This window comes from Myxococcus sp. CA033, from assembly GCF_013336625.1.
GTDB classification, from domain to species: domain Bacteria; phylum Myxococcota; class Myxococcia; order Myxococcales; family Myxococcaceae; genus Myxococcus; species Myxococcus llanfairpwllgwyngyllgogerychwyrndrobwllllantysiliogogogochensis.
This window is the reverse complement of the sequence record NZ_JABUMU010000003.1, coordinates 614,642-637,313: the sequence shown is the minus strand read 5'-3', so window position 1 is coordinate 637,313 and position 22,672 is coordinate 614,642. Positions and strand designations below refer to the sequence as shown.

Below are 22,672 nucleotides of genomic sequence, written 5' to 3'. Positions count from 1 at the left end.
ACCTGCGCGACTGGTTGGCGAGGCCAGCGGAGCGAGACGTCAGCCCCGCCGACCTCGTGGGTCTGCTGGCCGACGCGGAGTGGATGCACCGAGAGAACAAGAAGCTCTCCTCTCGGCTGAGCGCGGCCCGCCTGCGCCAGGCCGCGGCATTGGAAGACATCGACTACGGGCATGCGCGCGGGCTCGCCAAGACGCAGGTGATGGAGCTGTCCACCTCGAAGTGGGCAGCGGACAAGCAGAATGTGCTCCTCACCGGACCCACGGGCGTCGGCAAGTCCTTCCTCGCATGCGCCCTGGGACAGAAGGCGTGTCGGGATGGCTATTCGGTGGTGTACCGCCGGGCCTCACGTCTTTTCGATGAGCTCGCTCAGGCACGCGCCGATGGAACCTACGCGCAGGTGCTCAAGCGCCTGGCCAAGGCCCAGGTGCTCATCCTCGACGACTTCGGCCTTGAGCCCCTCGGTGCTCCAGAGCGCAAGGAGCTGCTCGAAGTCCTGGAGGACCGCTACCGACTTTCGAGCACCGTGGTGACCTCCCAGCTCGAGCCGAAGGACTGGCACGCCGTCATCGGTGACGCGACGCTCGCCGACGCCATCCTCGACCGCCTGGTCCACAACGCCCATCGCATCAAGCTGGGTGGAGAGTCCATCCGGTACGTGGAGACAAATTTGACGAAGGGTCGGAAGCAGGCCAAGGGATGAACCACCCAGCGTCGCTGACGCTCCGACCGCTCGCCATCAGCCGGAATCGCTGCTCGGCTTGAGCCGGAACGAGTGCTCACCATGACCGGAATACGCACTTGCACGCTGGGAAACGCCCCGCGAGTGCACGAGTTCGCAGAACCGCCGGGCCAATGCGACGACACGCAACGCTTCCTCGTCCTGCTCGAGGCGCGCCAATGTCGCGGTCTCTGCGGAGGTCAACTCCGAGGGCCTCTTCACGCACAACCATGCCAATTGCTTCGGCGAGGAGATCGCGTCAGGGCGCATGCCATTCGACCACCAGTTGCCGCCAGCGTAACCGCGCGCCCCTGAGCGAGGCCGGACGGCCCGTCGCATCTGGAGCCAACGGTGGACCTGCCGCGAGGTGCCACGAAAGCCTTGGGCGCGAATCTCCCGCCAGAGGTCGCAGGCGTTTTCACACCCTGCGACTTGTCGCCGCGTCAGGTACTCCAGATAAGGGTCGAGGATGCTTGGTCTGGGCACGCGCGCCGTGCGCTCGGGGAAGACTTCGGCGGCGGCGTATTTGCACACCGTCCCGCGCGCAAGTCCTAGCGTGCGACTGATTCTCAGCAGGGACTCCCCGGTCAGGTGACGCCGCCGTACGGCTTCGTATGCAGCGACACGCCGGGGGCGGCTCTCCTCTCGGGCGTGAGCTTCGGCGTGAGTTCGCGAGAAGCTGGTGTGACGAGGTGCAGGAGGAGTGTCTCCGCTCGACACGACTGGTAGTACTCGAAGGCGTGGGTGAGCGCTGGTCATCCAGCGTTCCATCATTTGCCGTCCATTCAGCAGCAAGTTCCAGCGGTTCGCTACCTGCTGGGCCTCTGGAGCGCCCAGCACCGCCGCTCGTGCGTACTCCGTCGACCGGTCTCTGGCGATAACTTCCACGCCGGGGTGCTGGCGCAGCCATGCGCTCACCGTGGAGTCGAGCGGTCTGGCAACACGTCCCGCACTCAGTGCGCTTCCAGGTCGACAAGGATGGAGCCGTAGGTGCGCCCCTTGCGCAGCGCCCAGTCGTCGAGACCCAGGACGCGAGCGGGGCTGGGAGCAGGCAGCGGGGCGCGGCGAATCAGCCGCAGGAGGGTATCGGGACTGGTGGGCATGGCCAGGGGCTTGAGCAGCCTGCCCCAGCCTCTTCTCCGGCTGTGATTGCAACGGCGCACTGCGCGGTGGCCGGCCGCCGCGTCCGCCGAGCCTGAGCGGCCAGCAGGCGCACCGGCCGCTCCGAGAACGTGCGGCGGGAGCATTCCGGGTTTCGGCAGCAGAAGCGCCGCACACGCAGCTCGAGTTGCACGACGCGTCCCGCGGCGGGCAGGTCCGCCGGGCGTCGGACGTAGCTGCCATGCACCGCAGTACTGGGCGTCTGGCAGGAGGGACATCTTGCTCCCGTGCCCTCCATGCGTGCCCCCAGGACGACACCCTCCGCGCTACCGTGAGCCACCCGGTCCACCCGACACCCAGGAAGTGGGTACAGCGTTTCCATTACCAGGGTGTATTCGCCCCGCTGGCAGCTTGCCGCGTCTGCCTACTCCCCAGAGGGGAGCCACACGAAGTGCGAGAGAGCCATCGAACCGGATCACGCCTACGGGTGAAGGCAACCGGCAGGACCCGCAGCGGCAAGGCCGTGGGCGGGCCCCCGGCGGGGCGGTGAATCTCCAATCCATGTCAGCGCTGAGGGGCCATGGGCCGGAGATGGCGGGAGATGGCGTCACGTCGCTCAGGCCCTGCACGCACCCCTGCGGACGCTCATAAGGACTGGGCGCCGGAGCAAGACCCTGAGGCCCACCCCTTTCAAGGTGGGAGCGATGCTGCGCTGATAGGTAGGCGTCCAGGAGGGCAGCAGGTCGAAGAGGGCTCGACTGGCGCAAACGCCGGTGGATGGGCAGGACTGCCTGGAGGTTCCCTTCACCAGGAAGGAGCTTACTCATGGCCCTGGATGTCGTCCTCCAACGCTTCCTCGAAGCCAGCCCGGTCAGCGTCATGGCCCGCCTGGCACTTCAGCGTGCTGTGAGCCCCGAGTGGATGGATGAGCTGTTCGACAAGAACCGTGAGCGGCAGTACACGCGAGAGCTGCTCTTCTCCACCGTCGTCGAACTGATGAGCCTGGTCGCCATGGGCCTGCGCCCCTCGCTGCATGCGGCAGCCAAGGGAAGCAAGGACCTGCATGTGTCGCTGGCGGCGCTCTATGAGAAGGTCAATCACACGGAGCCCTCGCTGGTGGCGGCCCTCGTGCGAGGCAGTGCCGAGCGACTGCGCAAGGTGGTGGAGCCGCTGAAGGGCGAAGAGGAGGCGTGGGTGCCGGGGTACAGAGTCCTGGTGGTGGACGGCAATCACCTGCCGGCGAGCGAGAAGCGCCTCAAGCCGCTGCGGGGATTCCGGGGAGCCGCGCTGCCGGGCCATTCGCTGGTGGTGTATGAGCCGGAGGTGGGGCTGGTGGTGGACCTGGTGCCGTGCGAGGACGCGCATCAGCAGGAGCGCACCCTCTTCCAATCGGTGGCGAAGTCGGCCGGTCCCGGGCAGATGTGGCTGGCCGATAGGTGTTGCCGAGCATGCATTTTTGATGGTTCCACGGCGTTCCACGGACCGGCTCGTTGATGGGCACCTCCAGCAAGCGCGCGAAACCACAGGAGTCCATCACGAACGCGCGCGGCCGGGTGTCACCGCCGATGATGGCCTCTTCTTGAGGCGATTCCCCTTGGGGAATCGACGGTTGCAGCTTGAGCCGGAGCACGAGGCGGCTCAAGGCTGCCCGGAGGGCACCGCCGCCAGGCGGCCGTAGGGCCTTGAACCGACTCGGGATTCCGGCGTCCATCATCCAACCGGCTCACCCGTCCATCAACAAGCGTGCTCGGCAACAATAGGAACTTCTGCACGTCCTCCATCCTTTGCTCCCTGGACCAGAATCACTCGGTCTTTCTCATTCGGGAGCACGGGGCTCATCCCTGCCCGAAAGAACTCGGCGCGCCCAAACGCCGAGGACGAATCGAGACGGGGCTCGTCTTCGAGCAGGCCGTCGAAGTCCGCAACGCAGACGGGCAGCCCTTGAGTTTGCGTCGCATTGAGTTGCAATTGGACGAGCCCACCGAGGATGGCGAGACGCGAATCCGCCTTCTGACCAATGCCCCCAAGGAGCACCTGGAGGCCAGGAGCGCGGCACGCCTCTACCGTCGCCGCTGGACGGTGGAGACCCTCTTTCAGCGCTTGGAATCGGTGCTTCACAGCGAGGTGCGCAGCCTGGGTCACCCCCGGGCCGCACTGCTGGCCTTTGGCGTGGCGCTCATGGCCTACAACGTGCTCGCCACGCTTCAGGCCGCGATTGAGGTCGAGCACCCGCCAGCCTCGGAAGCTGTCGAGGAGATTTCCTCGTACTTCCTGGCCACGGAGATAAAAGCCGCCTACGGCGGGATGATGATTGCGGTGCCACCCGAGGCCTGGACTTCTTTTGATACCCAGTCTCCGGCCCAATGGGTGGCGACACTGCGGAAGATGGCGGCACGCGTCGACCCGGCCCCCCTCCGCAAACACTCACGAGCACCCAAGAAGAAGGTCCAGAAGGGCTATGCGCCGGGACACGTCGCTCGGCGTCATGTTTCCACCGCCCGGGTGCTCGCCTCCGGGCGGGTGGATGAGGCACCTTGAAAGGGGTGACCCTGAGGCCCCGGTTCTGGCTGCCTGAGTCCCTCGGGAAGTAGGTTGTGCTCCCTACTGGGTATCGGCGTCCTGCTTCTCGGACTGGGGAGCCGGCGAAGCACAGACCGCCGTTTGAACTGGACCGATGTTGACGCCGAGGTGGACCTGCCGGAGACCCTCCAGCGAAGGGTTCGCGGCCAGTACAAGGCCGGTATCGCCGAGGCTCCAAGAGGCGCAGTTCGGCACGTAGGTTGGTTCGCCCTGTATCTCCTGACAGAGACGACCATCACGCTTCGTCGGGTCGCCGAACTTTCCCGTCAACTCATGAAGCGCGCGGGCGAACTCCAGGCAAACCGACGAGCGGTACTCGGCGCTGGGCCAGTGCATGGAGATCGCAACGATCCGATCGTCTCTGACCTCAAGCCCAACCCCGAGAGGTGCGACTGGCCGATTGTGGGTGCAGCTCCAGAACCAAGACTTTTTCCCCAAGCGGCGGCAGGACCAGCCGTCGCCGAGCCGTTTCTCCGCCTCGCGAACGGCCATGCCAACGCGGATACCGTAAACCTCAACGAAGGCAGTGTCAGAAGCCTTGATCCCGGCGACGAGTGTGCGACGTAGCTCGTCGGTTGGGGGGGCAGGATGCCATCGCGCACGGTTTCCCGTTGCGCAGCCGGAGAAGGTAGCGATCCCAGCCGCGACTAGAGGGATCACGCGTCTCATTCTGTCTTCAGCGAGCCGTCGGGGTTGACGCACTTTTCGAGCTGATCGAACACGTCGCCCGGCTGCCTTCCCCCTGGAGGGTGGGGGATATAATCCGGACCCGAGTGGCGCAGCTCATGCACGATGGTCGCGACCGTGTTCCCACAGTCTCTTCTCGTGCTGACGTCAATGGATTTGGGGTCATCCGGTGCGTGCGCCTGACCACAGGGGGAGGTGTTGTCAGGAGAATCCGGAATCTTCTCCTTGTGGCAGGTTACGGTGTAGATGGCTTCCTCCAGGATCTGGTCGGTGATGCCCTCGTTGTCGAGGAGTGTCTTGCATTTGCAGTCCTTCGCTTTCTTCAGCGAGTCCTTGAGCTTCTGGACCTTCTCTTTGACCTTCTCCGAGCAGTCCTGGAGTTCGAGTTCGAGTCCGGTCCGGTCCGTGTTGAATAGCGGGTTGTTGTTCGCGTAGGCGTATGCCGGCATCGACCGCCCGTTCTCGGCGTGCCACTTCACGCGCTCGGGGTTCACCAAAAGCGGTTCGGGCTGCAGGTAGCGGCCGATGTCCGGGTCGTAGTAGCGGTTCCAATTCTCGAACAGGTCTGTCTCCGCGTCATGGTACTGCCCCGGGAAGCGCAGCGGGGTCCAGAAGGGCTGGGCGCCCGGCTGGTATCGCTGGTACTCGTACGCGGAGATGATGGCGCCCGTGTTTTGCTTGGCGCCTCCGTGACCATCGCAGCTGCAGTACAGCGGGATGCACTGCGTGCCGCTGCAGCTCTGCACGACGTAACAGGTTGACCATTGCTGGTTGTTGAGGACAGCCATTACTCCCGAGGCGTTAGGCACGACCCAACCCGACCAGACGCGGCCGTTGCTCGAGGCCCCCAGGCTGATCAGCGCGGCATTGTCGTCCGCGTTGACGAAGGAGACCGTGTCCGAGCGATTCTGGCTGACAGACCCGCACACGGCGTCGGACCATAGGTCCAGGCTGTCGAAGAGGAAGCGCTGACGGACGCTGGTGCCCGTGGGCGCGGGCTGCTTCATCACCTCGCCGAAGCTCCCACTGTGGCCCAAGTAGGGGTGAGGCGTCTCGTGGTCCACGCTGATGCGGTTGACGTGGCCGAAGGGGTTGTACTCGCCGGTGCCTGCCACCCGGCCATGGCCGTCCAGTATGAGGACGGGCTTGCCTAGGTAGTCGGTGACTAGGTGACGGGTACCGCACGAGGCCGCCTCGCCGCCGCGCGCGCAGTCCGCAGTGCTGTCGGACAGGTGCGCCCACGAGGCATCTACCTTGCCGCGGATGAGGGCCACCGGCCGGTTGTCCAGCCACACGTACTCGTCCACCGGGTGGTCTGTGGCCGGCAGCAGGGATGCGTTGCCCTGGTCCACCAGCAGCGAGTGCCCCAGGTCGTAGAAGTACTCGTCCTTGGTGCCGGTGGGTCCGTCCTTCAGCCGGCGGCGGCCCTGGGCGTCATAGAAGTAGTTGTACGTCAGGCCATGGACGTCCACGGCCTTGAAGACCGTATCGGAGGCACCGCTGGCCGAGGGGCCCGAGGTGAACAGCAGTTGGAAGGCGCCGCCCGACGAGGGCGTGTGGCGCCACAGCTTCCGGGACACCCGTCCGTCGGCTTCGTACTCGTAGGAGTAGCCGATCCCGTTGGAGTTGTACGAGGATGTCGGATGAGAGAAGCGGGAGGTGAGTCGGTCCGGATGTCCGGGGCTGGCGTAGCCCAGCGTCCAAGTGTTGGTCTGGTCCGACTCCGAGATGCGATTGTACCGGCTGTCATAGCCATATTTCCAGAGGGCGAAGGGCCCCCCCTGGGTGGTCAAGGTACCGGTGGCATTGGTGAGGCGCTTCATTCCGTCGCGGCCATAGGTCTCCTTGCGCGGATAGCTGGCGCCCAGCAGGCAGGTGTCGGACTGGTTGAGCTGGTCGGCCTGCCAAGTGTAGACCTGCCTCAGCACTGCGCCATTGCCGCTGCCACGGACATAGTCCTCGCCCGAGGCCAGGGTGGACACCCACAATGCCCGGGGGCGGCCGGTGGCATCCCCGAGGGAGGACAGCGAGGTGGGGCAGACGGAGGGCCGTTGCGAGCCGTTGTCACCCAGAGCGTACTCGATGCTGCCGGCCGTTCCGGAGTCCGCGTGATGCATGCGGTAGCCGCGCAGGCCGCCGTACGGCTCCCAGGCCACCTGCGACAACAAGGGCGTGGTGCTGGTGGTGCCGTTGGCCCCCCACGTCAGCACACTGACCGAGGACACGCGGTCCGCGCGCGCGCCCGTGCCGTACGTATAGGTGACGATGCGGCCATAGGGGTACGTCACTTGGTTGAGGTTGCCGTTGAGGCTGTAGGCATAGAGGGTGTGGGGGTTCTGGAAGGGGGTGGTGGGGCTACAGGTGGTGGTGCCGGTGCGCAGCCGGACCTCCTTGGTCGTGTGGCCCCAGGCGTCGTAGCTGAACCATGTGCGGCCGAAGGAGTCGTCGCGGTAGAGCAGCCGCCCGCGGGTATTGGCGAGCGAGCCGCAGCTGGAATCAGGCTGGGCAGAGACGTCGTAGCTCATGGCGTACAGCAGCTCGCTGCCCGCCTGCAGGAAAGGCGAAAGGTGCGTGGAGGACAGCAGGCGGCCCATGGCGTCGTAGCTGTAGGACAGGTGGTCGCGCGCGTGCCCGGCGGCCATGGCGGGCGTCTGCTTCACGATGGCATTGCCAAGGGCGTCGTAGGCGTAGCGGATGATGCCGGCGCCGGCGGCTGGCAGCGAGGCCTCCACCGGGTTGCCGAAGTCGTCATGCCGGTAGAGCGAGGCGTTTGCCGACGGTATGGCCGTCGCGCAGTCCACTGATGAGGAGAGGCCGGTGTCGACGCTGATGACGTTGCCTTGCGCATCGTGCTTCAGGCAGGTGCGAGTGGTGGTGATGCCGTAGGGGTCCTCGTCCACACGTGTCAGGCGGTTGGCCCGGTCGTACAGCATGGCGGAATTGGACCCCACGCTGGTAAGGTTGTCGGCACCGTCATAGGCACGCGACATGGAGTACGTGCCAGCAAAGCCATTTCCTATGCGCTGCCAGGTGGGACGACGGTGAGCGTCCGTGCCATGGGAGCGCTGTTTGCGGATGCCCGTCGCGTCCTGGTAGCGCTCCTCGTTCACTGTGCCATCCTGCCAGTAGGTATACGTCACCCACTCGGACGGAGCGGCCCCACTCTGGCTGGCGGACTTCGCCTTCCACTGCAGCTTGTCCGTCAGAAAACCCGTGCTGCAGCCCAGGGACATGTTCGCAACCAGCCGGTAGCAGAAGACCTCGTAGTTGCCCTCGGGCTTCTGCGTCCAGGCAAGGTGGCCCGCCTCGTCATACCCGAAGCGCGTCACCACGTCTGGCTGGCCCGTCACCCGCACGGTCTCCGTCAGCCGCTGGTTGTCGCGCCAGGTGCTGAGCGTGGTGACACCGTTGGCATCCACACTCTCCAGTACGTGCCCGGCGGCGTCATACGTGTTGGAGTGCGTCTCCAGGGGTGTGCCAGAGAAGCCTGTCGGGTAGACGGCCACCTTCTGCAGCCGGTTGCGGCGTGGTGACGTCTCCGTCTCGGGCCAGTAGTAGCTGCGGGTAGTGGGGAAGGCGGTACCCGTGGCGCAGTCTGTGGCCGCCTCGCTGGCCACCCAGCAGGGGCCGTGCGTCTCCAGCGTGCGCCCCAGCGCGTCCGGCGTGCTCTCGCCGCTGCGCGTGGTGAAGTAAAAGGTGCCATTCCAGCGCTGCTGCGTGCTCCAGGTGCCAGTGGCCGCGTCGAATACGCGCGTCCAGCCCGAGCGGAGGGTGGCTGTCAGCCGGCCGGTGGCATCATAACGGTTGTAGGTGCGGGCCTTCTGCCCGGCGGCTCCCAGTACACTGGGCTTCTCGGAGGCGGCCAGCAGTTGCTCCCCATTGGGGCCATAGGTATAGGAGAAGGTCTCCTCCTCTAGTGCGCCGGTGCCAGTCATGTCCTGGGCGCCCCTCTTCACTGACGTCTTCTCCAGCACAGAAGGAGGCTGGCCGGTGCTGGGATCGGGCGAGGCATAGGCATACACTTCCCAGGCGTCGCGCTTGTTCTTGCGTGCCTTCTCGTATGCAGGCGTGGTGCTGGTGGCACACTCCCACTCGAAGCGCTCGGTGCCCGGGCTGCACGCGCCCGACAGGCTGCACGTGTCCGTCACCTGGTAGAGCCGTCCGGCCACAGTCTGGCTGGCGTCACGCAGCGTCTCGTAGGTGCGCGTCAGAGTTGTTCCGCCCTGGCCATCTCCCCGCTGGGCATAGGTGTCCTTCACCTCGCGCTTGACTACCACTCCGCCGCAGCAGTTGCTGCCCGACTGGCACGTGGAGGCCTGGATGGAGCCCACTGAGAGCAGCTCTCCGTCACCGACCACCGAGGCAACACGGCCTCCCGCGTAGTCATGCCTCACCACTGGCACGCTGCCCACGGAGGTCTGGAGCGTGCTGGCCGAATAGCTGTAGTCCCGAATGCCGCTGTCAACCGAGGCCCGGGCCAGCAGGCCGGGACGCTCCACATTGCCGGAGTCCCGCGCGTAGGCGTAGACGATGGCGGAGATGGACTCACCTCGCCTGAGCACATCGCGCACGACGCACTCCGTGCCGCCGGCGGGCGAGGTCAGCGCGACGTACCGGAAGTCCAGCGCGCCGGTGGGGCCACTCACCGAGGCAAGGTAGGGCACGCCCGCGCCAGTGCCTGTGTTGCCCTGGGGACAGGACAGGCCCGGGGGAATCGCGTACGCCAGCTGCGCCTCGGTGACTCCCCGGGCAGACACTATCTGGCTGAGGAAGTAGCGTTCCTGGGGGCTACCGGCCTCCACGTGTCGGGCTTCGAAGCGAAGCTTGCGTCCGCCGGCCTCCATCAACGTGAAGCCGCTGGCGGTGCGCTGCAGCCGCTCGCGCTTGCTGGCCGAGCCACCGACGGGTACGGCCGAGCACGGCGTGCCCGTGCAGGGGGTGAAGTGGGTGAGGGCCCCGCTGCCACGAACCACCGTCCAGCGCTGTTCGGTAGGAAAGACAAAGCTGTAGTGATTGTGAGACCAGTGGAGGGAGCCCGCCTCGGCGGGGGCACCGCCAAAGGGCTTGGGGACGTTGCGCACCACACCAGTGAGGAGCCAGGTATTCACGTCCGAGGTGTAGTGGCGCTTGAGCTCGATTGGTGCGGGGACGCCGGCCAGCATCAGGTCGGGCTCCACCAGGATGCTCTCGCCGGTGATGGCATTTACCGGGTCGCCAAATACCGGCAGCGGCTCCCCGTTGGGGCCACAGGAGCACTCGCCATCCTCGCACGGTTGTGGCGTCTTCGCGCAGTCCTCGGTGCACTCGGGAGGCGGAACCGACTCTGGCGTGCAGGGTTCATCGGAATAGCAGCAGGTGTCGCGCCAATCGTTGCTCTCGTAGACGGGGTCAATAAAGTTGCAGTAGGGGGCGTACTTCCCGTTGCAGCCCCCCCCATTCGAACAAATGAAGCTCCCGTCACAGGAGCACGCCGCCATCACTGGTGTTCCCCCACCCGGTGGGGTGAAGCAGAAGTAGCGCAGGCCATCGCATGTCCCCTGGGCTTCCCCGCGCAGGGGCAACAGCAGCCCCAGGAGTGCAACAAAAACAAGCGTTTGATATGAACGAGACATGGCGGTCCCCTCCGCTCCCGGCGCCGCCTGCGTGGAGGCCCAAGCGAAAGACATGAATTAGGTGAATATCCTGGAAAGTGATTGAAGTGCCGTGTCGGAACAGGTGCCTAGGGCTTGCCGGGCATACCCTGCGGACTCACCGCTGAGGCAGTCCAGCCCGCGGGCGGCACGCACAGCTGTTCCTCCGTGCCGGGCAGAACCTGCTGGCACCGCCAGTCCACGGGGCAGTCTGCGGAAGCCTGGCAGGTACGGCTACAGAAGTAGTCCCTACCGGGGGGGGAGGCCCCGTGGGAGGAGGCGTGGAGGCAGAGGCCCGACGCACAGTCCGAGTGAGAGCCCCGCGTGCAGTCCTCGCCCAGCTGCCGGTTCCCGGCGCCTGCTTCCACCGCCCGATGCTCGGTGATGGGCCTCGGGGCATTGGCTCGCCCGCTCCTGCTCGAGTCACAGCCAAGAACAGCCAGCCAGATACAAAGACTCCAAGAAGCCCTTCCCCCTGCAGCCATTCCTGCCTCCCCTGATTTCGCGAATTATAGCACAGCCTTTTGACTGTTTTCAATCAATCACACCAGGGTGACATCAGAATCCAGGATGTGTTGAGGAAAATTCAGACGGCAGCAGACAATACACCTCTGCCCTATGAGTTCGATGCCCTACCAGCCCGGTTCCGCCTGAATCCCCGTCTGTCGTAGGCCCGTATCAACGTGCCGGATGTCCAGCAGGTATCCGAGGGGGCCGACGTGGGAAGCGAGGACGCGGGGGCCCCTGGTTCGGGGAACATCTCGACCACGGATGCTTCGGATCCTGACTCGGGTGAACCCACGATGGATGTGCGGCTGGTGACTGACGTCGGCGAGCCTTACGAACGGAGAGCTTGATGTCCGCGTCGAGTTGACCGGTTCCTCGCCCGAGTTCGTCGAGTTGCTCGCGGACGGCGAGGCTGTCACGACACGGCTTTCGCCCTATCAGAGGCGCTGGGACACCCAGTCGCTTGACGAGGGGCCGCACGCTCTCCGGTGAGGGCAACGCTCGGCTCTTGGATTTTCTTGAGCGCGCCGGTGCAGCTCACCGTGGATAGGTCTCCTCCGGAATGGAGCTCACGGGTTCCCGTGGCCGGTACTCGGCTTGTTCCCTTGGGGCAGGTGGCCCAAGCCGGGTTCTCAGAACCGTTGACTCTGGCCACCGTCAATGAACGCTCCGTCAAGATTTTCGCTGGAGCCGAGGCCATTCCCGCGGAGGTTTCATTGTCACCCGACGGGTCGTCGCTCACTGCGAATCCGAGAGTTCGGCCACCCTTCTCTATGCGCGACGCCTCCATGCGGGAACGAGGAAGTGCCTGGGCGGCATGCTTTCGCTCCAGCCCGGTTCACTTCCGACGAGGTCCACGGTGGTCGCGATGGGGCCCACCGACAGGCTCTACCTGGCTTGGACGGAATTGCCCGAGAGCCTGCCGCTGGTACGACCTGTTCAGGTCTACATCTCCAACGAGTGAGTAGATCGGTGTGCCTGTACGGCGGTGACGCGTGCGGCTCGTCCCCACCGTTCTCCATTGAACGGTGGGCAGGGGGTGTTCGAGTCGTAGTGGGGTGGGCGCGATGGTGGATGCGTGCATAGATTGTCCACCGCTGTTTCCCCACACGTGAGGCGCCTGTTCCATGAAGCACACGGCCACCCCCACTTCTGAAGACAGGGTCTCCACCGCGACGTCGGATGCGTCAGGCGGGGGACGCAAGCGGGTCCTGGTCGTCGACGACTTCGACGACGCCCGGGAGATGTATGCGGAGTACCTGGAGTTCGTCGGCTTCGAGGTGGATACCGCCCGGGATGGCATGGAGGCGGTGGAGAAGGCCCAGTCGAGCGAGCCGGACATCATCCTCATGGACCTGTCCCTGCCCGTCATGGACGGCTGGGAGGCCACCCGGCGCATCAAACAGGACCTGCGCACGCGCGACATCCCGGTGATGGCCCTGACGGGCCACGTCCTCGCCGGCAACGCGGAACACGCACGCGAAGCGGGTGCCGACGAGTTCGTCGCCAAGCCGTGCCTGCCTCAGGACCTGGAAAACAAGATCCGAAACATGCTCAAGCCGAGCAAGGCTCGTAAGCGGGAAGGGCAGGAGGGCTGAGTCCTTCGCGAAGGGTGAGTGCCCACCACCCGACACTTCCCTGAGCCCCCCACCGTGCCGGCGTCGCAACGAGCCGGGCCAGGGTTGCCGTTCCAACCTGGGATGCATACGCCCTCATGGTGGGAATCCCTGCCGCCTCGCCGCAGCCGGACGCGTGGGCTCCGCCCCAGGAGTTCGACGAGTACCGAATCGTGCGGCCCATCGGTCGTGGGCGGACAGGCCGTGTGTATCTCGCCCAGGACACGCTCCTCGAACGCCCGGTGGCGGTGAAGTTCATCCCCGCGCTCGGCTCCAATGCCCTGGCCCGCTTCCTTGTCGAGGCCCGCGCCGCCGCGCGCATCCAGCACCCCAACGTCGTCACCCTCTACCGGGTGGGACAGCTCGACGAGCAGCCCTACCTCATCTCGGAGTTCATCCGGGGCGTGAGCCTGGACCGGCTCGTGAAACCCCTGCGCTGGGAGCGCGTACTCACCATCGGCCGCGATTTGGCCCGGGGCTTGAGCGCCGCCCACCGTCGGGGTGTCCTCCACCGCGATATCAAACCCGGCAACGCCGTGCTCACCGAGAGCGGCGCCGTGAAGCTGCTCGACTTCGGGCTCGCCAAGCTCCTGGACAGCGCCGCCGGAGCCGATGACGCCCCGCCCCCGCGAAATCCCGCCCCCCCGGAGCTGCCGGCGGACCTGGACCCGGAGGCCAACCCGCACTTCTCCGCGCGCTCCCTGGACGGTGTCTTCCTGCCCTCGCTCCCCCAGGGCGCGCTGGTCGGCACGCCCTACTACATGTCTCCCGAGGCCTGGGCGGGCGAGGACCTGACGGCCCGCAGTGACGTGTACTCGCTGGGCGTCGTCCTCTACGAACTCTGCGTGGGCCGTGGCCCCTTCCGGGACGTCGTCTGGCGCGAACTCCCGCATGTGGTCCGCACCCAGGACGCGCTCCCCCTGGTGGATGTCGCCCCCCACGTCGACGTCGCCTTCGCCGGGGTCATCGACCGCTGCCTGCGCCGCGAGCCCTCCGAACGCTTCGCCTCCGCCGCGCTGCTCCTGGAGGCTCTCGAGGCCCTGTCGCGCGAGGACGCCCCCACCCACGTGCCCGAGGGCAATCCCTACCGGGGCCTGCGCGCCTTCGAGGCCGAGCACCGCGCCCTCTTCTTCGGCCGCCGCCGCGAGTGCCGCGCCGTGCTGGAGCGGCTGCGCGCCGAGTCCTTCCTGCTCATCACCGGCGACTCCGGCGTGGGCAAGTCCTCCCTGTGTCTGGCCGGCATCCTCCCCTCCGTGGCCGAGGGCGGACTCGAGGATGGACGGCGCTGGCACTCCGTCCGACTGGTGCCGGGCCGCAAGCCCGTCGCCGCGTTGGCCGCGGCGCTCGCGCCCCTCCTGGCCGTGGACGAGGAGCCCCTGGCCGAGGCACTCCGCTCCGAGCCCTCGTGTCTGGTGCGCAGGCTCCGGGCTCGCCTGGGCGCCCGCGAGGGACTGCTCGTCTACGTGGACCAGCTCGAGGAACTGGCGACCCTGGCCGAGCCCCTGGAGGCGGCGCTGGCGGGACAGGCCCTGGGCGGGCTCGCGGAGGGCGCCAGTGGCGTGCGCCTGCTGGCCTCCAGTCGCAGCGACTTCCTCACCCGGCTCACGTCCGTGCCGGGCCTGGGCGCGGAAGTCCCTCGCGCGCTGTACCTGCTGCGCGCCCTCACGTCCGAGGAGACACGGGAGGCTGTCACCGGCCCCGCGCGCGTGAAGGGCGTGCGCTTCGAGTCGGAGGCGCTGGTGGACTCGCTCGTCACGGCCGCGGCCGAGGGTGGGCTCCCGCTGCTCCAGTTCGCGCTCGCGGAGCTGTGGGAGGCCCGCGACGCGAAGGCCCAGGTGATTGCCCAGGCCGCGCTGGACTCGCTGGGCGGCGTCGCGGGCGCGCTGGCGAAGCACGCGGACGCGGCGGTGGAACGATTGCTGCCGGACCAGCGCGTGGCGGCGCGGGGTGTGTTGCTGCGCCTGGTCACCGCCGATGGCACGCGGGCGCGCAAGACGGACCGGGAGCTCGCGGGAGAAGACGTGCGCTACCGCGCGGCGCTGGAGGCGCTCGTCCGGGCCCGACTGCTGGTGGCCCGCGAGGCACCGGAGGGGACTTCCTACGAACTGGCCCACGAGGCCCTGCTCTCCGGTTGGAACTCGCTGGCCCGCTGGCTCGCGGAGGCCGCCGAGCGCCGCGAGGTCCAGGCCCTGCTGGAGACCGCCGCGGCGCACTGGGAGAAACACAACCACTCGCGCGAGCTGCTGTGGGGGCCTCGCCAGCTCGCCGAGGCTGCGGTGCTCGACTCGGGTGAGCTGACGCGCCGCGAGCAGGACTTCCTGCGCGCCTCGCGCCGCACCCTTGTGCGCAGCCGCGGCGTCCGCCATGCCCTGGCCGCGGGCTTCATCCTGTCACTCGGCCTGGTGTACGGCGGGCTGAAGCTGCGCGAGCGCTGGAGCCTGGAGCGTCAGGTGCGCGCGGAGCTGGACGAGGCCCGGCACTCCCTGGAGACGGTGGTGGAGACGAAGGACCTGCTCCACTCCGAGCGCGCCGAGGCCTTCCGTCTCTACGGCAGTGGCCAGAAGCTCGACGCGGACCGGCTGTGGAGCAAGAGCGTCGCCCGCGCCGCGCAGTTGCGGCATCGCTTCGATGGTGTCTCGGGACGGCTGGAGCGGGCCCTGGCCCTGGCGCCGGAGCGGCCGGACGTGCGCGACGCGCTCGCGGACTTCCTGTTCGAGCGCGCGCTGTGGGCCGAGCAGGATGGTGAGTCCGCGGCGCTGCCCACGCTCCTGCAACGCCTGCGGCTCTATGACACCCAGGGCGAGCGCTGGAAGCGGTGGACCGCGCCCGCGCGCCTCACCCTGGATGTCGCCGCGCGCGACGTGGAGGTGGAGCTGCGTCCCGTGACGCGGGATGCGCTCGGCAACGAGCAGCCAGGGCCTGCGCTGCCGTTGGAGTCGGAGCCCTGGATGGACGTCTCCGTCCCACCCGGGCCGTACCAGCTCACGCTGCGCGCGTCACACCACGAGCCGGTGACGCAGCCCTTGTTGTTGCGACGCGGAGAGGCTCGGCGGCTGGAGCTGCGGCTGCCGCGCGCGGGCTCGATTCCCGCGGGCTACGTCTTCGTGCCACCGGGTGAGGTGCGCTTTGGCAGCGCCGCCGATGCCAGCGTCCGTGAGTTCTTCAACGCGGTGCCACAGCACGCGGTGCAGGTGCCGGGCTTCCTCATCGCCCGCCACGAGGTGACGTACGCCGACTGGCTCGCCTTCCTGGAGTCGATGTCACCCGAGCTGCGCGCCTCGCGCCTGCCTCACGTGGGCACGGGCGGGTATGCGGGGCACCTCTCGCTCGACCGGGTGGACGACGTCTGGCGACTGCGCTTCCAGCCGGGCAATGTGCCGTACGAAGCGCGTGCGGGAGAGCCGGTGCGCTACGCGAATCGCGCGCGGCGGGGCGAGCAGGACTGGCTGCGCTTCCCGGTGAGCGGCATCTCCTTCGCGGACGCGGAGACGTACGTGTCCTGGCTGTCGTTCAGTGCCCGCGTTCCTGGCGCGCGGCTGTGCTCGGAGCTGGAGTGGGAGCGCGCCGCGCGGGGCGTGGATGGACGCGAGTTCCCGCACGGCGACAGGCTGGGCCCAGACGACGCCAACATCGACGCCACATACGGCAAGCAGCCCGGAGGCTTCGGCCCGGACGAGGTGGGAAGTCATCCCGCGTCGCGCAGTCCCTTCGGCGTGGACGACATGGCTGGCAATGTCTGGGAGTGGACGCGCTCGTGGCTGGAGCCGGGGCGCGCGGTGGCTCGGGGTGGGAGCTTCGCCTTCGCGGCCACCTCCGCGCGCGCGACGAACCGGGAGCTGCCGGAGCCATCGCTGCGCGACGTGACGATGGGCCTGCGCGTGTGCGCGGACCTGCCCCCATCATCGCCTTGAAGGACGCTCGGTCGGTCGCTGGGGGAGCACCCTGGCTACCGGACGATGGAACCGCCTGTCAGTCCTGCCCCTGACTGCTTGCTGCCTCTGTTCGGACGATGCGTGTGTCCTGGAGTCATCAGTCCGGCTTGCAAGCGGACAGGCTCCTGCGAACCTTGTGTCCAGTCGAGCTGGGCCGGGGAGGTTCGGGGCATGGTGGCGAGGCGGATGGTGGGGGCGATGGTCATCGCCTGTGGGTTGGCGGGGTGTGGGAGCGCCGTGGACGACCGGGAGCCCGAGACGCTGGGAACCCAGGTGGCCGAGCTGTCCGCGCCCAACGGGCGCAACCTGAATGGCCGCAATCTCAACGGGCGCAACCTCAATGGCTCCGAGCTGGGGCAGATGCTGGTGGGGGTGCGTTTCATGGGGGCCGCGCGCGCGGACCTGGGCGCGCTGACGCGGACGTGGCTGGACGGCAGCGTGCTCCGCGGCGAGTCCCATGACGGCACGGTGATGTCCGGGATGGACTTCCTCGGCACGCACTTCGTCGGAGAACTCGGGAGCGGCGACACCGTCGCCCTGCGCGTGGACGACATCCAGCCGGGCACGGGCGCGAGCGAGGACGTCTGGGTCTATCGCGTCTCGTACTACTCCCTGGCGGAGAACACGTGGAAGCCCGCGTGTCAGGCCGAGGATGGCTCCGCGCTCGGGGCCATCCCCGTGGAAGGGCGCTGGGACTATCGCCAGGGTGTCGCTGGCGGCGGCGCGAAAATCGAGGACACGCAGGCCTTCACCTTCGCGTGTGAGGGCGCGGCCATCGCCAAGTGCGTCCGCTTTGGCTACCGCCCCTGGGCCTCCACCGTGATGGGGCGAAGCCTGGCTCCCTTGCACCAGGCCTGCACGCGCATGGTTCGCGCGGACTTCTGCGGCGACGGCACTTCGTACACGGTGGATGGGAGCTGGGTGAACCTGTACGACGCCTCGGGCGTGCAGCAGGACTCCGAGGGTTGGAGCGTGGAGGCGGAGTGGGACGCCTCGGGCGCGCGCTGTCGCACGCCGACGACGCGGGCCCGCGAGCGCCAGGTGACGTGCTCCACGGGGACGATTCTGCCGACGTGTGGCCTGCCGACGAACTTCCTGCTCGGCACGCTGCTGATGAGCGAAATCCCGGCCGCGGCGACGCAGGGACCCGTCCTCCTGGCGACTCCGGAGCCGAGCGCCTGGTGAGCCCGGCTGCTGGCCATGTGCATGAGCGGGCGTCCTGCCTGCCTCTGTCTCCTGGGGCGAGGAGCGGAGGCGGGCGACTTCCGGCGGCAAGGGGCCGACACCACGTTTAGCCGGCCCGCCGGGGGCAGGGGAGGGACCGGCGGAGGACGGAGACGCGCGGTGAGACGAGCCCAACGGACGAGACGGATGGCGGCTGGCGGGACGTGGTGCCTGCTGCTGGCGGCGGCTTGTGTGGTGGCCGGCTGCAAGAAGAGCTCGGGCGAGCCAGCGCAGCCCGAGGAGCCCACGGTGACATTGGGCCAGGAGAACGTGGCGCTCGCGCAGCCGAGCGAGCTGCGCTCCGGCCCTGGAATCTCGGGCACGCTCCAGGCCCGCACCGCGGCGGCGGTCCGCGCGCAGGTGGCGGGCACGGTCCTCGATATCGAGGCCCAACAGGGGCAGGTGGTGAAGAAGGGCCAGGCGCTCGCGCGCATCGACGATGCGACGTTGAGGGACCAGGTCATCGCCACGCGCACGGCGGTGTCGACGGCGCGCAATGCCTTGCAGGTGGCCGAGGCCGAGGTGGAGCGCAGCGCGAAGCTGGCCAAGGCCGGAGTCATCACCCAGCGCGACTTCGAGCGGGCGCAGTTGTCGGTGGCGCAGGCGAAGGGACAGCTCGCGGAGGCGCGCTCCCGTCAAGCGCTGGCGCAGGAGCAACTGGGGCGCACGCGGGTGGTGGCGCCCTTCGTGGGCGTGGTGAGCGAGCGGCAGGTGAGCGTGGGTGACGTCGTGCAGCTGGGCTCGCCGCTGTTCACCGTGGTGGACCCGCGCACGTTGCGCCTGGAGGCGTCGGTGCCTGCCGCGAATCTGGACCAGGTGAAGGTGCGCACGCCGGTGGAGTTCAAGGTCACCGGGTACGCGGACCGCTCGTTCACGGGACAGGTGGAGCGCATCAACCCGGTGGTGGACCCGAACACGGGGCAGGTGCGCATCTACGTGGCGATTCCCAATACGGACCTCCAGCTCCTCGCGGGGCTGTTCGCCGAAGGGCGCGTGGCCGCGCGGGCCGCGCGAGCGCTGTCGGTGCCGCTGGGCGCGGTGGATGACTCCGAGGGAAAGCCCACGGTGCTGCGCGTGCGAGACACGCGTGTGGAGCGCGTGCCCATCACGCTGGGGCTGCGCGATGAAGTCGAGAAGCGGGTGGAGGTGCGCCAGGGGTTGCAGGAGGGAGACGTGGTGCTGCTCGGCTCCGCGCGCGACGAGGTGAGCGAGGGCGCGCGCGTGAAGGTGGACGCGCCACGTCCGGGAGAGCCGGTAGCAGGAGACGAAGGCCCTGGTGTCGGTGGTGGCGGCGCCGAGTCCGACACTCGCCAGGGCGGAAATGAAACCGCGCCCGCACGTCCTTCCCCGTCACCGAGCGAGTCCTCGGAGGGCGCGACGCCACGCGCGCCCTGAGTTCGCTGCGTCCCTTCGACTCCTTCCGGGAGAAACCCCGTGTTCATCTCCGACTTCGCCATCAAGCGTCCCATCGTGACCATCACCGCGATGGTGACGCTGGTCATCTTCGGCATCGTCGCCTTGTGGCAACTGGAGACGGATGAGTTCCCGGACGTCCAGGCGCCGGTCATCGCCGTCAGCATCGTCTACCCAGGTGCCGCACCCGACACGGTGGAGCGCGAAATCGTCGAGCCCATCGAGGACGCCATCTTCGCCATCAGTGGCGTGGACCCGAAGGAGACGACCGCCACCGCCACGGACGGCCTGGCCACCTTCACGGTGTTCTTCGAGTTCGAGAAGGACATCCAGGAGGCCTCGCAAGACATCCGCGATGCCATCTCCAGCAAACGCGCCGACCTGCCTCGGGAGATGGAGGAGCCCGTCCTTACGCGGTTCGACCCGGCGGACGCGCCCATCGTCTCGCTGACCCTCACGTCGGAGCGACTCGATGTCGCCGGGCTGTCCCGCGTGGCGGACCCGCTGGTGGTGGGCGAGCTGCGCTCGGTGCCCGGCGTGGCGCAGGCCGACGTCGTCGGCGGCGTGGAGCGGGAGATGACCGTGCAGCTCAAGCCCGAGGCGCTCCAGGCCGCGCGCATCTCCCTGGCGGAAGTCGTGACCGCGCTCCAGGCGCAGAATCTGGCCGCGCCGGTGGGCCGCATCAACTCGAAGCTCGAAGAGGAGTCCATCCGTCTCAAGGGACGCCTGGAGAGCCCCGAGGCCTTTCGCGACATGGTGGTCACCACGCGCAACGGTCAGGTCATCCGACTGGGGCAGTTGGCGGACGTCTTCGTGGGCTCGGAGGAGCCTCGCACGCTGGCGCTCTATGACGGCGCGCAAGCGGTGGGCATCGAAGTGCTGAAGACGAAGGGCTACAGCACCACCGAGGTGGCGGACGCGGTGCGCGAGCGCGTGGCGGCGTTGCAGAAGAAGCTCCCGGCGGACGTGAAGCTGGCCATCGTCCGCGACGCGGGTGTGCGGGTGGAGAGCGCGGTGGAGAACGTGCAGTCGGCGCTGGTGGAAGGCGCGCTGCTCACCGTGCTCGTGGTGTTCATCTTCCTCAACTCGTGGCGCTCCACCGTCATCACGGGGCTGGCGCTGCCGGTGAGCGCGCTGGCGGCGTTCATCAGCGTCTGGGCCTTCGGCTTCACGCTCAACACGATGTCGCTGCTCGGCCTGACGCTGGCCATCGGCATCCTCATCGATGACGCCATCGTGGTGCGCGAGAACATCGTCCGCCACATCGAGATGGGGAAGGACCACTACACCGCGTCGAAGGAGGGCACTTCGGAAATCGGGCTCGCGGTGTCGGCGACCACGTTCTCCATCGTCGCCGTCTTCGTGCCCGTGGCCTTCATGTACGGCGTGGCCGGACAGTGGTTCAAACCCTTCGCACTCACCATCGCCTGCGCGGTGCTGGTGTCGCTGTTCGTGTCCTTCTCCCTGGACCCGATGCTGAGCGCGTACTGGGCGGACCCGCAGGTGGAGAAGGGCGCGCGGCGCGGCTTCATCTCCCGCGTCCTCGCCCGCTTCAACACGTGGTTCGACCGGCAGGCGGACCGTTACAAGGGCGTCATCGCCTGGGCGCTGGACCATCGGCTCGCCATGGTGCTGGTGGCGGTGGGCTCGCTCGTGGGCGCGCTGGTGCTCCAGGGAACGGTGGGTGGCGCGGGCTTCGTGCCGGTGAGTGACCGCTCGGAAGTGGAGCTGCTGGTGGAGACGCCGTCGGGCTCCAGCCTGGAGTACACGCGCCGCAAGGTGGAGGAGGTGGCGCGCGTCGCCCGAGCCCATCCGGAGGTCGCCTATACCTACAGCACCATCGGCGTGCCGCTCCCACTGAGCGCGCCCGGTGTGGACCAGGCGCTTGTGTACGTGCGGCTCACGCCCAAGGCGGACCGCGACGTGAGCCAGGATGCGCTGGGCAGCACGCTGCGCAAGGAGCTGGCGAGCGTGGGCGGCGCGAAGGTGTCTGTCTTCACGTCGGGCTTTGGCGGCGCCTTCAAGCAGATTCAGCTGGAGCTGAGCGGGCCCGACCAGAAGAAGCTCACTGAACTCGCGCAGCAGGTGCAGCGCGAGGTGGAGAAGGTGCCCGGCGCGGTGGACGTGGGGCTCTCCACGCGAGGGCAGAAGCCGGAGCTGGAGGTGGACCTGAACCGGGGCCTCGCGGGGCAGCTCGGGGTGACGGTGGGGCAGGTGGCCCAGGTGCTGCGGCCGGCCTTCGCGGGCCTGGACGTGGGGGACTGGGTGGACCCGATTGGTGAGACTCGCGATGTCATGGTGCGGCTGGCGCCCGAGGCGCGTGACAACCCGGATGACCTGGCGCGAATCCCCATCCGGGTGGGCGCGGCGCCGGGTGGCGCACCCCAGCTCGTGCCGCTGGGACAGGTGGCGGACATCCGGCAGGCGCTCGGTCCCGCGCAAATCACGCACCTCAACCGGGAGCGGGTCATCAACGTGCAGGCGAACGTGCAGGACCGCTCGTTGACGGAGGTGATGCGAGACATCCAGGAGCGGGTGGGTGCGGTGCAGCTCCCCGCGGGCTACACGCTGACGACGGGCGGTGAGTCCGCCGACCAGGAAGAGGTCTTCTCGCGGGTGTTCCTCGCGTTGGGCGTCGCGGTGCTGTTGATGTACCTCATCCTGGTCATCCAGTTCGGCTCGTTCCTGGACCCGCTGGCCATCCTCATCTCGCTCCCGCTGTCCCTCATCGGAGTGGTGCTGGCGCTGCTCATCACGGGGGACACGCTCAACATCATGAGCCTCATCGGCGTCATCCTGCTGATGGGCATCGTCGCGAAGAACGCCATCCTGCTCATCGACTTCGCGAAGTGGTCCCACGAGAAAGGGATGCCCTTGCGCGAGGCGCTCATCGAGGCGGGCCGCATCCGCTTGCGCCCCATCATCATGACGACCTTCGCGCTGGTGGCGGGCATGATTCCCGTGGCCATCGGCGCGGGCGAGGGCGGTGACTTCCGCGCTCCGCTGGGCCGCGCGGTGATTGGCGGCACGATTACGTCCACGTTGCTGACGCTGCTGGTGATTCCGACGGTGTACGAAATCCTGGTGGATGGGCGGACGTGGATGGGCCGCAAGCTGCGCAAGGTCTTCCACTTCCGAGCACCCGGAACCGGGCACCCCACGGGCGGAGGCGGAGAGCCCCGTCCGGCGCCGCAGTCCCGACAGAAGTGACACCGGGCTGCTGGGAGTGTCCGAGAAGCTTCGCGGAGTGTCCGCCTCGGACG

12 protein-coding genes and 1 pseudogene are annotated in these 22,672 nt (G+C 67.8%); 9 read left to right on the top strand and 4 right to left on the bottom strand.

Annotation, left to right across the window (positions count from 1 at the left end; genetic code table 11):
- A partial coding sequence (gene istB / locus HUA78_RS12815; protein ID WP_174476381.1) for an IS21-like element helper ATPase IstB occupies nt 1-701 on the top strand: 701 nt, incomplete at its 5' end.
- A gap of 971 nt (nt 702-1,672) precedes the next feature.
- Here istB and HUA78_RS12810 read toward each other — a convergent pair.
- Together HUA78_RS12810 and HUA78_RS12805 are read right to left on the bottom strand one after the other, a co-directional pair.
- Complete coding sequence (locus HUA78_RS12810) at nt 1,673-1,822, bottom strand: hypothetical protein (RefSeq protein ID WP_174476380.1); 150 nt, start codon at nt 1,820-1,822, stop codon at nt 1,673-1,675.
- The gene (locus HUA78_RS12805) at nt 1,789-2,118 is read right to left on the bottom strand and encodes a transposase family protein (protein ID WP_254623696.1); all 330 of its coding nucleotides are present in this window, start codon (nt 2,116-2,118) and stop codon (nt 1,789-1,791) included. The genes HUA78_RS12810 and HUA78_RS12805 overlap by 34 nt, the downstream gene beginning before the upstream one ends.
- A gap of 581 nt (nt 2,119-2,699) precedes the next feature.
- Between HUA78_RS12805 and HUA78_RS12800 the strand changes: the two are divergent.
- Together HUA78_RS12800 and HUA78_RS12795 are read left to right on the top strand one after the other, a co-directional pair.
- Nucleotides 2,700-3,284: pseudogene (locus HUA78_RS12800) on the top strand (IS4 family transposase); the annotation flags it as partial.
- A gap of 279 nt (nt 3,285-3,563) precedes the next feature.
- On the top strand, nt 3,564-4,358 hold the full coding sequence (locus tag HUA78_RS12795) for a transposase (RefSeq protein ID WP_371745563.1): 795 nt from the start codon (nt 3,564-3,566) through the stop codon (nt 4,356-4,358).
- A gap of 63 nt (nt 4,359-4,421) precedes the next feature.
- On the opposite strand, the gene HUA78_RS12790 is transcribed toward HUA78_RS12795, so the two are convergent.
- Nucleotides 4,422-4,892 carry a hypothetical protein gene (locus HUA78_RS12790; RefSeq protein ID WP_174476377.1) on the bottom strand — a complete coding sequence of 157 codons (471 nt, stop codon included), beginning with the start codon at nt 4,890-4,892 and terminating at the stop codon, nt 4,422-4,424.
- A 173-nt stretch (nt 4,893-5,065) separates the two neighbouring features.
- Entirely contained in the window at nt 5,066-10,699 is a 5,634-nt protein-coding gene (locus HUA78_RS12785) for an RHS repeat-associated core domain-containing protein (RefSeq protein WP_217442445.1), read from the bottom strand.
- A gap of 1,342 nt (nt 10,700-12,041) precedes the next feature.
- On the opposite strand from HUA78_RS12785, the gene HUA78_RS12780 reads away from it, so the two are divergent.
- The 6 genes from HUA78_RS12780 (at nt 12,042) to HUA78_RS12755 (ending at nt 22,619) form a co-directional block, all read left to right on the top strand.
- Nucleotides 12,042-12,188: a hypothetical protein gene (locus tag HUA78_RS12780; RefSeq protein WP_174476376.1), complete on the top strand. Its 147-nt coding sequence runs from the start codon at nt 12,042-12,044 to the stop codon at nt 12,186-12,188.
- 163 nt (nt 12,189-12,351) lie between these two features.
- Nucleotides 12,352-12,822 (top strand): response regulator, encoded by a 471-nt coding sequence (locus tag HUA78_RS12775; RefSeq protein WP_141646727.1) that lies wholly within the window; start codon nt 12,352-12,354, stop codon nt 12,820-12,822.
- Between the two features lie 119 nt (nt 12,823-12,941).
- Complete coding sequence (locus tag HUA78_RS12770) at nt 12,942-16,751, top strand: SUMF1/EgtB/PvdO family nonheme iron enzyme (protein ID WP_371745564.1); 3,810 nt, start codon at nt 12,942-12,944, stop codon at nt 16,749-16,751.
- A gap of 192 nt (nt 16,752-16,943) precedes the next feature.
- The gene (locus HUA78_RS12765) at nt 16,944-17,957 is read left to right on the top strand and encodes an ADYC domain-containing protein (protein ID WP_174476374.1); all 1,014 of its coding nucleotides are present in this window, start codon (nt 16,944-16,946) and stop codon (nt 17,955-17,957) included.
- Nucleotides 17,958-18,116: 159 nt separating this feature from the next.
- Nucleotides 18,117-19,391: an efflux RND transporter periplasmic adaptor subunit gene (locus tag HUA78_RS12760; protein WP_371745562.1), complete on the top strand. Its 1,275-nt coding sequence runs from the start codon at nt 18,117-18,119 to the stop codon at nt 19,389-19,391.
- A gap of 39 nt (nt 19,392-19,430) precedes the next feature.
- The gene (locus tag HUA78_RS12755; RefSeq protein WP_174476372.1) at nt 19,431-22,619 is read left to right on the top strand and encodes an efflux RND transporter permease subunit; all 3,189 of its coding nucleotides are present in this window, start codon (nt 19,431-19,433) and stop codon (nt 22,617-22,619) included.
- The last annotated feature ends 53 nt before the right edge of the window (nt 22,620-22,672 follow it).

Bases quoted from the DNA above. Each gene is read 5' to 3' on its own strand.
- HUA78_RS12810 (WP_174476380.1), bottom strand. From the start codon at position 1,822: ATGCCCACCAGTCCCGATACCCTCCTGCGGCTGATTCGCCGCGCCCCG.
- HUA78_RS12785 (WP_217442445.1), bottom strand. From the start codon at position 10,699: ATGTCTCGTTCATATCAAACGCTTGTTTTTGTTGCACTCCTGGGGCTG.
- HUA78_RS12790 (WP_174476377.1), bottom strand. From the start codon at position 4,892: ATGGCCGTTCGCGAGGCGGAGAAACGGCTCGGCGACGGCTGGTCCTGC.
- HUA78_RS12765 (WP_174476374.1), top strand. From the start codon at position 16,944: ATGGTGGCGAGGCGGATGGTGGGGGCGATGGTCATCGCCTGTGGGTTG.
- HUA78_RS12780 (WP_174476376.1), top strand. From the start codon at position 12,042: ATGCTTTCGCTCCAGCCCGGTTCACTTCCGACGAGGTCCACGGTGGTC.
- HUA78_RS12805 (WP_254623696.1), bottom strand. From the start codon at position 2,118: ATGGAGGGCACGGGAGCAAGATGTCCCTCCTGCCAGACGCCCAGTACT.
- HUA78_RS12775 (WP_141646727.1), top strand. From the start codon at position 12,352: ATGAAGCACACGGCCACCCCCACTTCTGAAGACAGGGTCTCCACCGCG.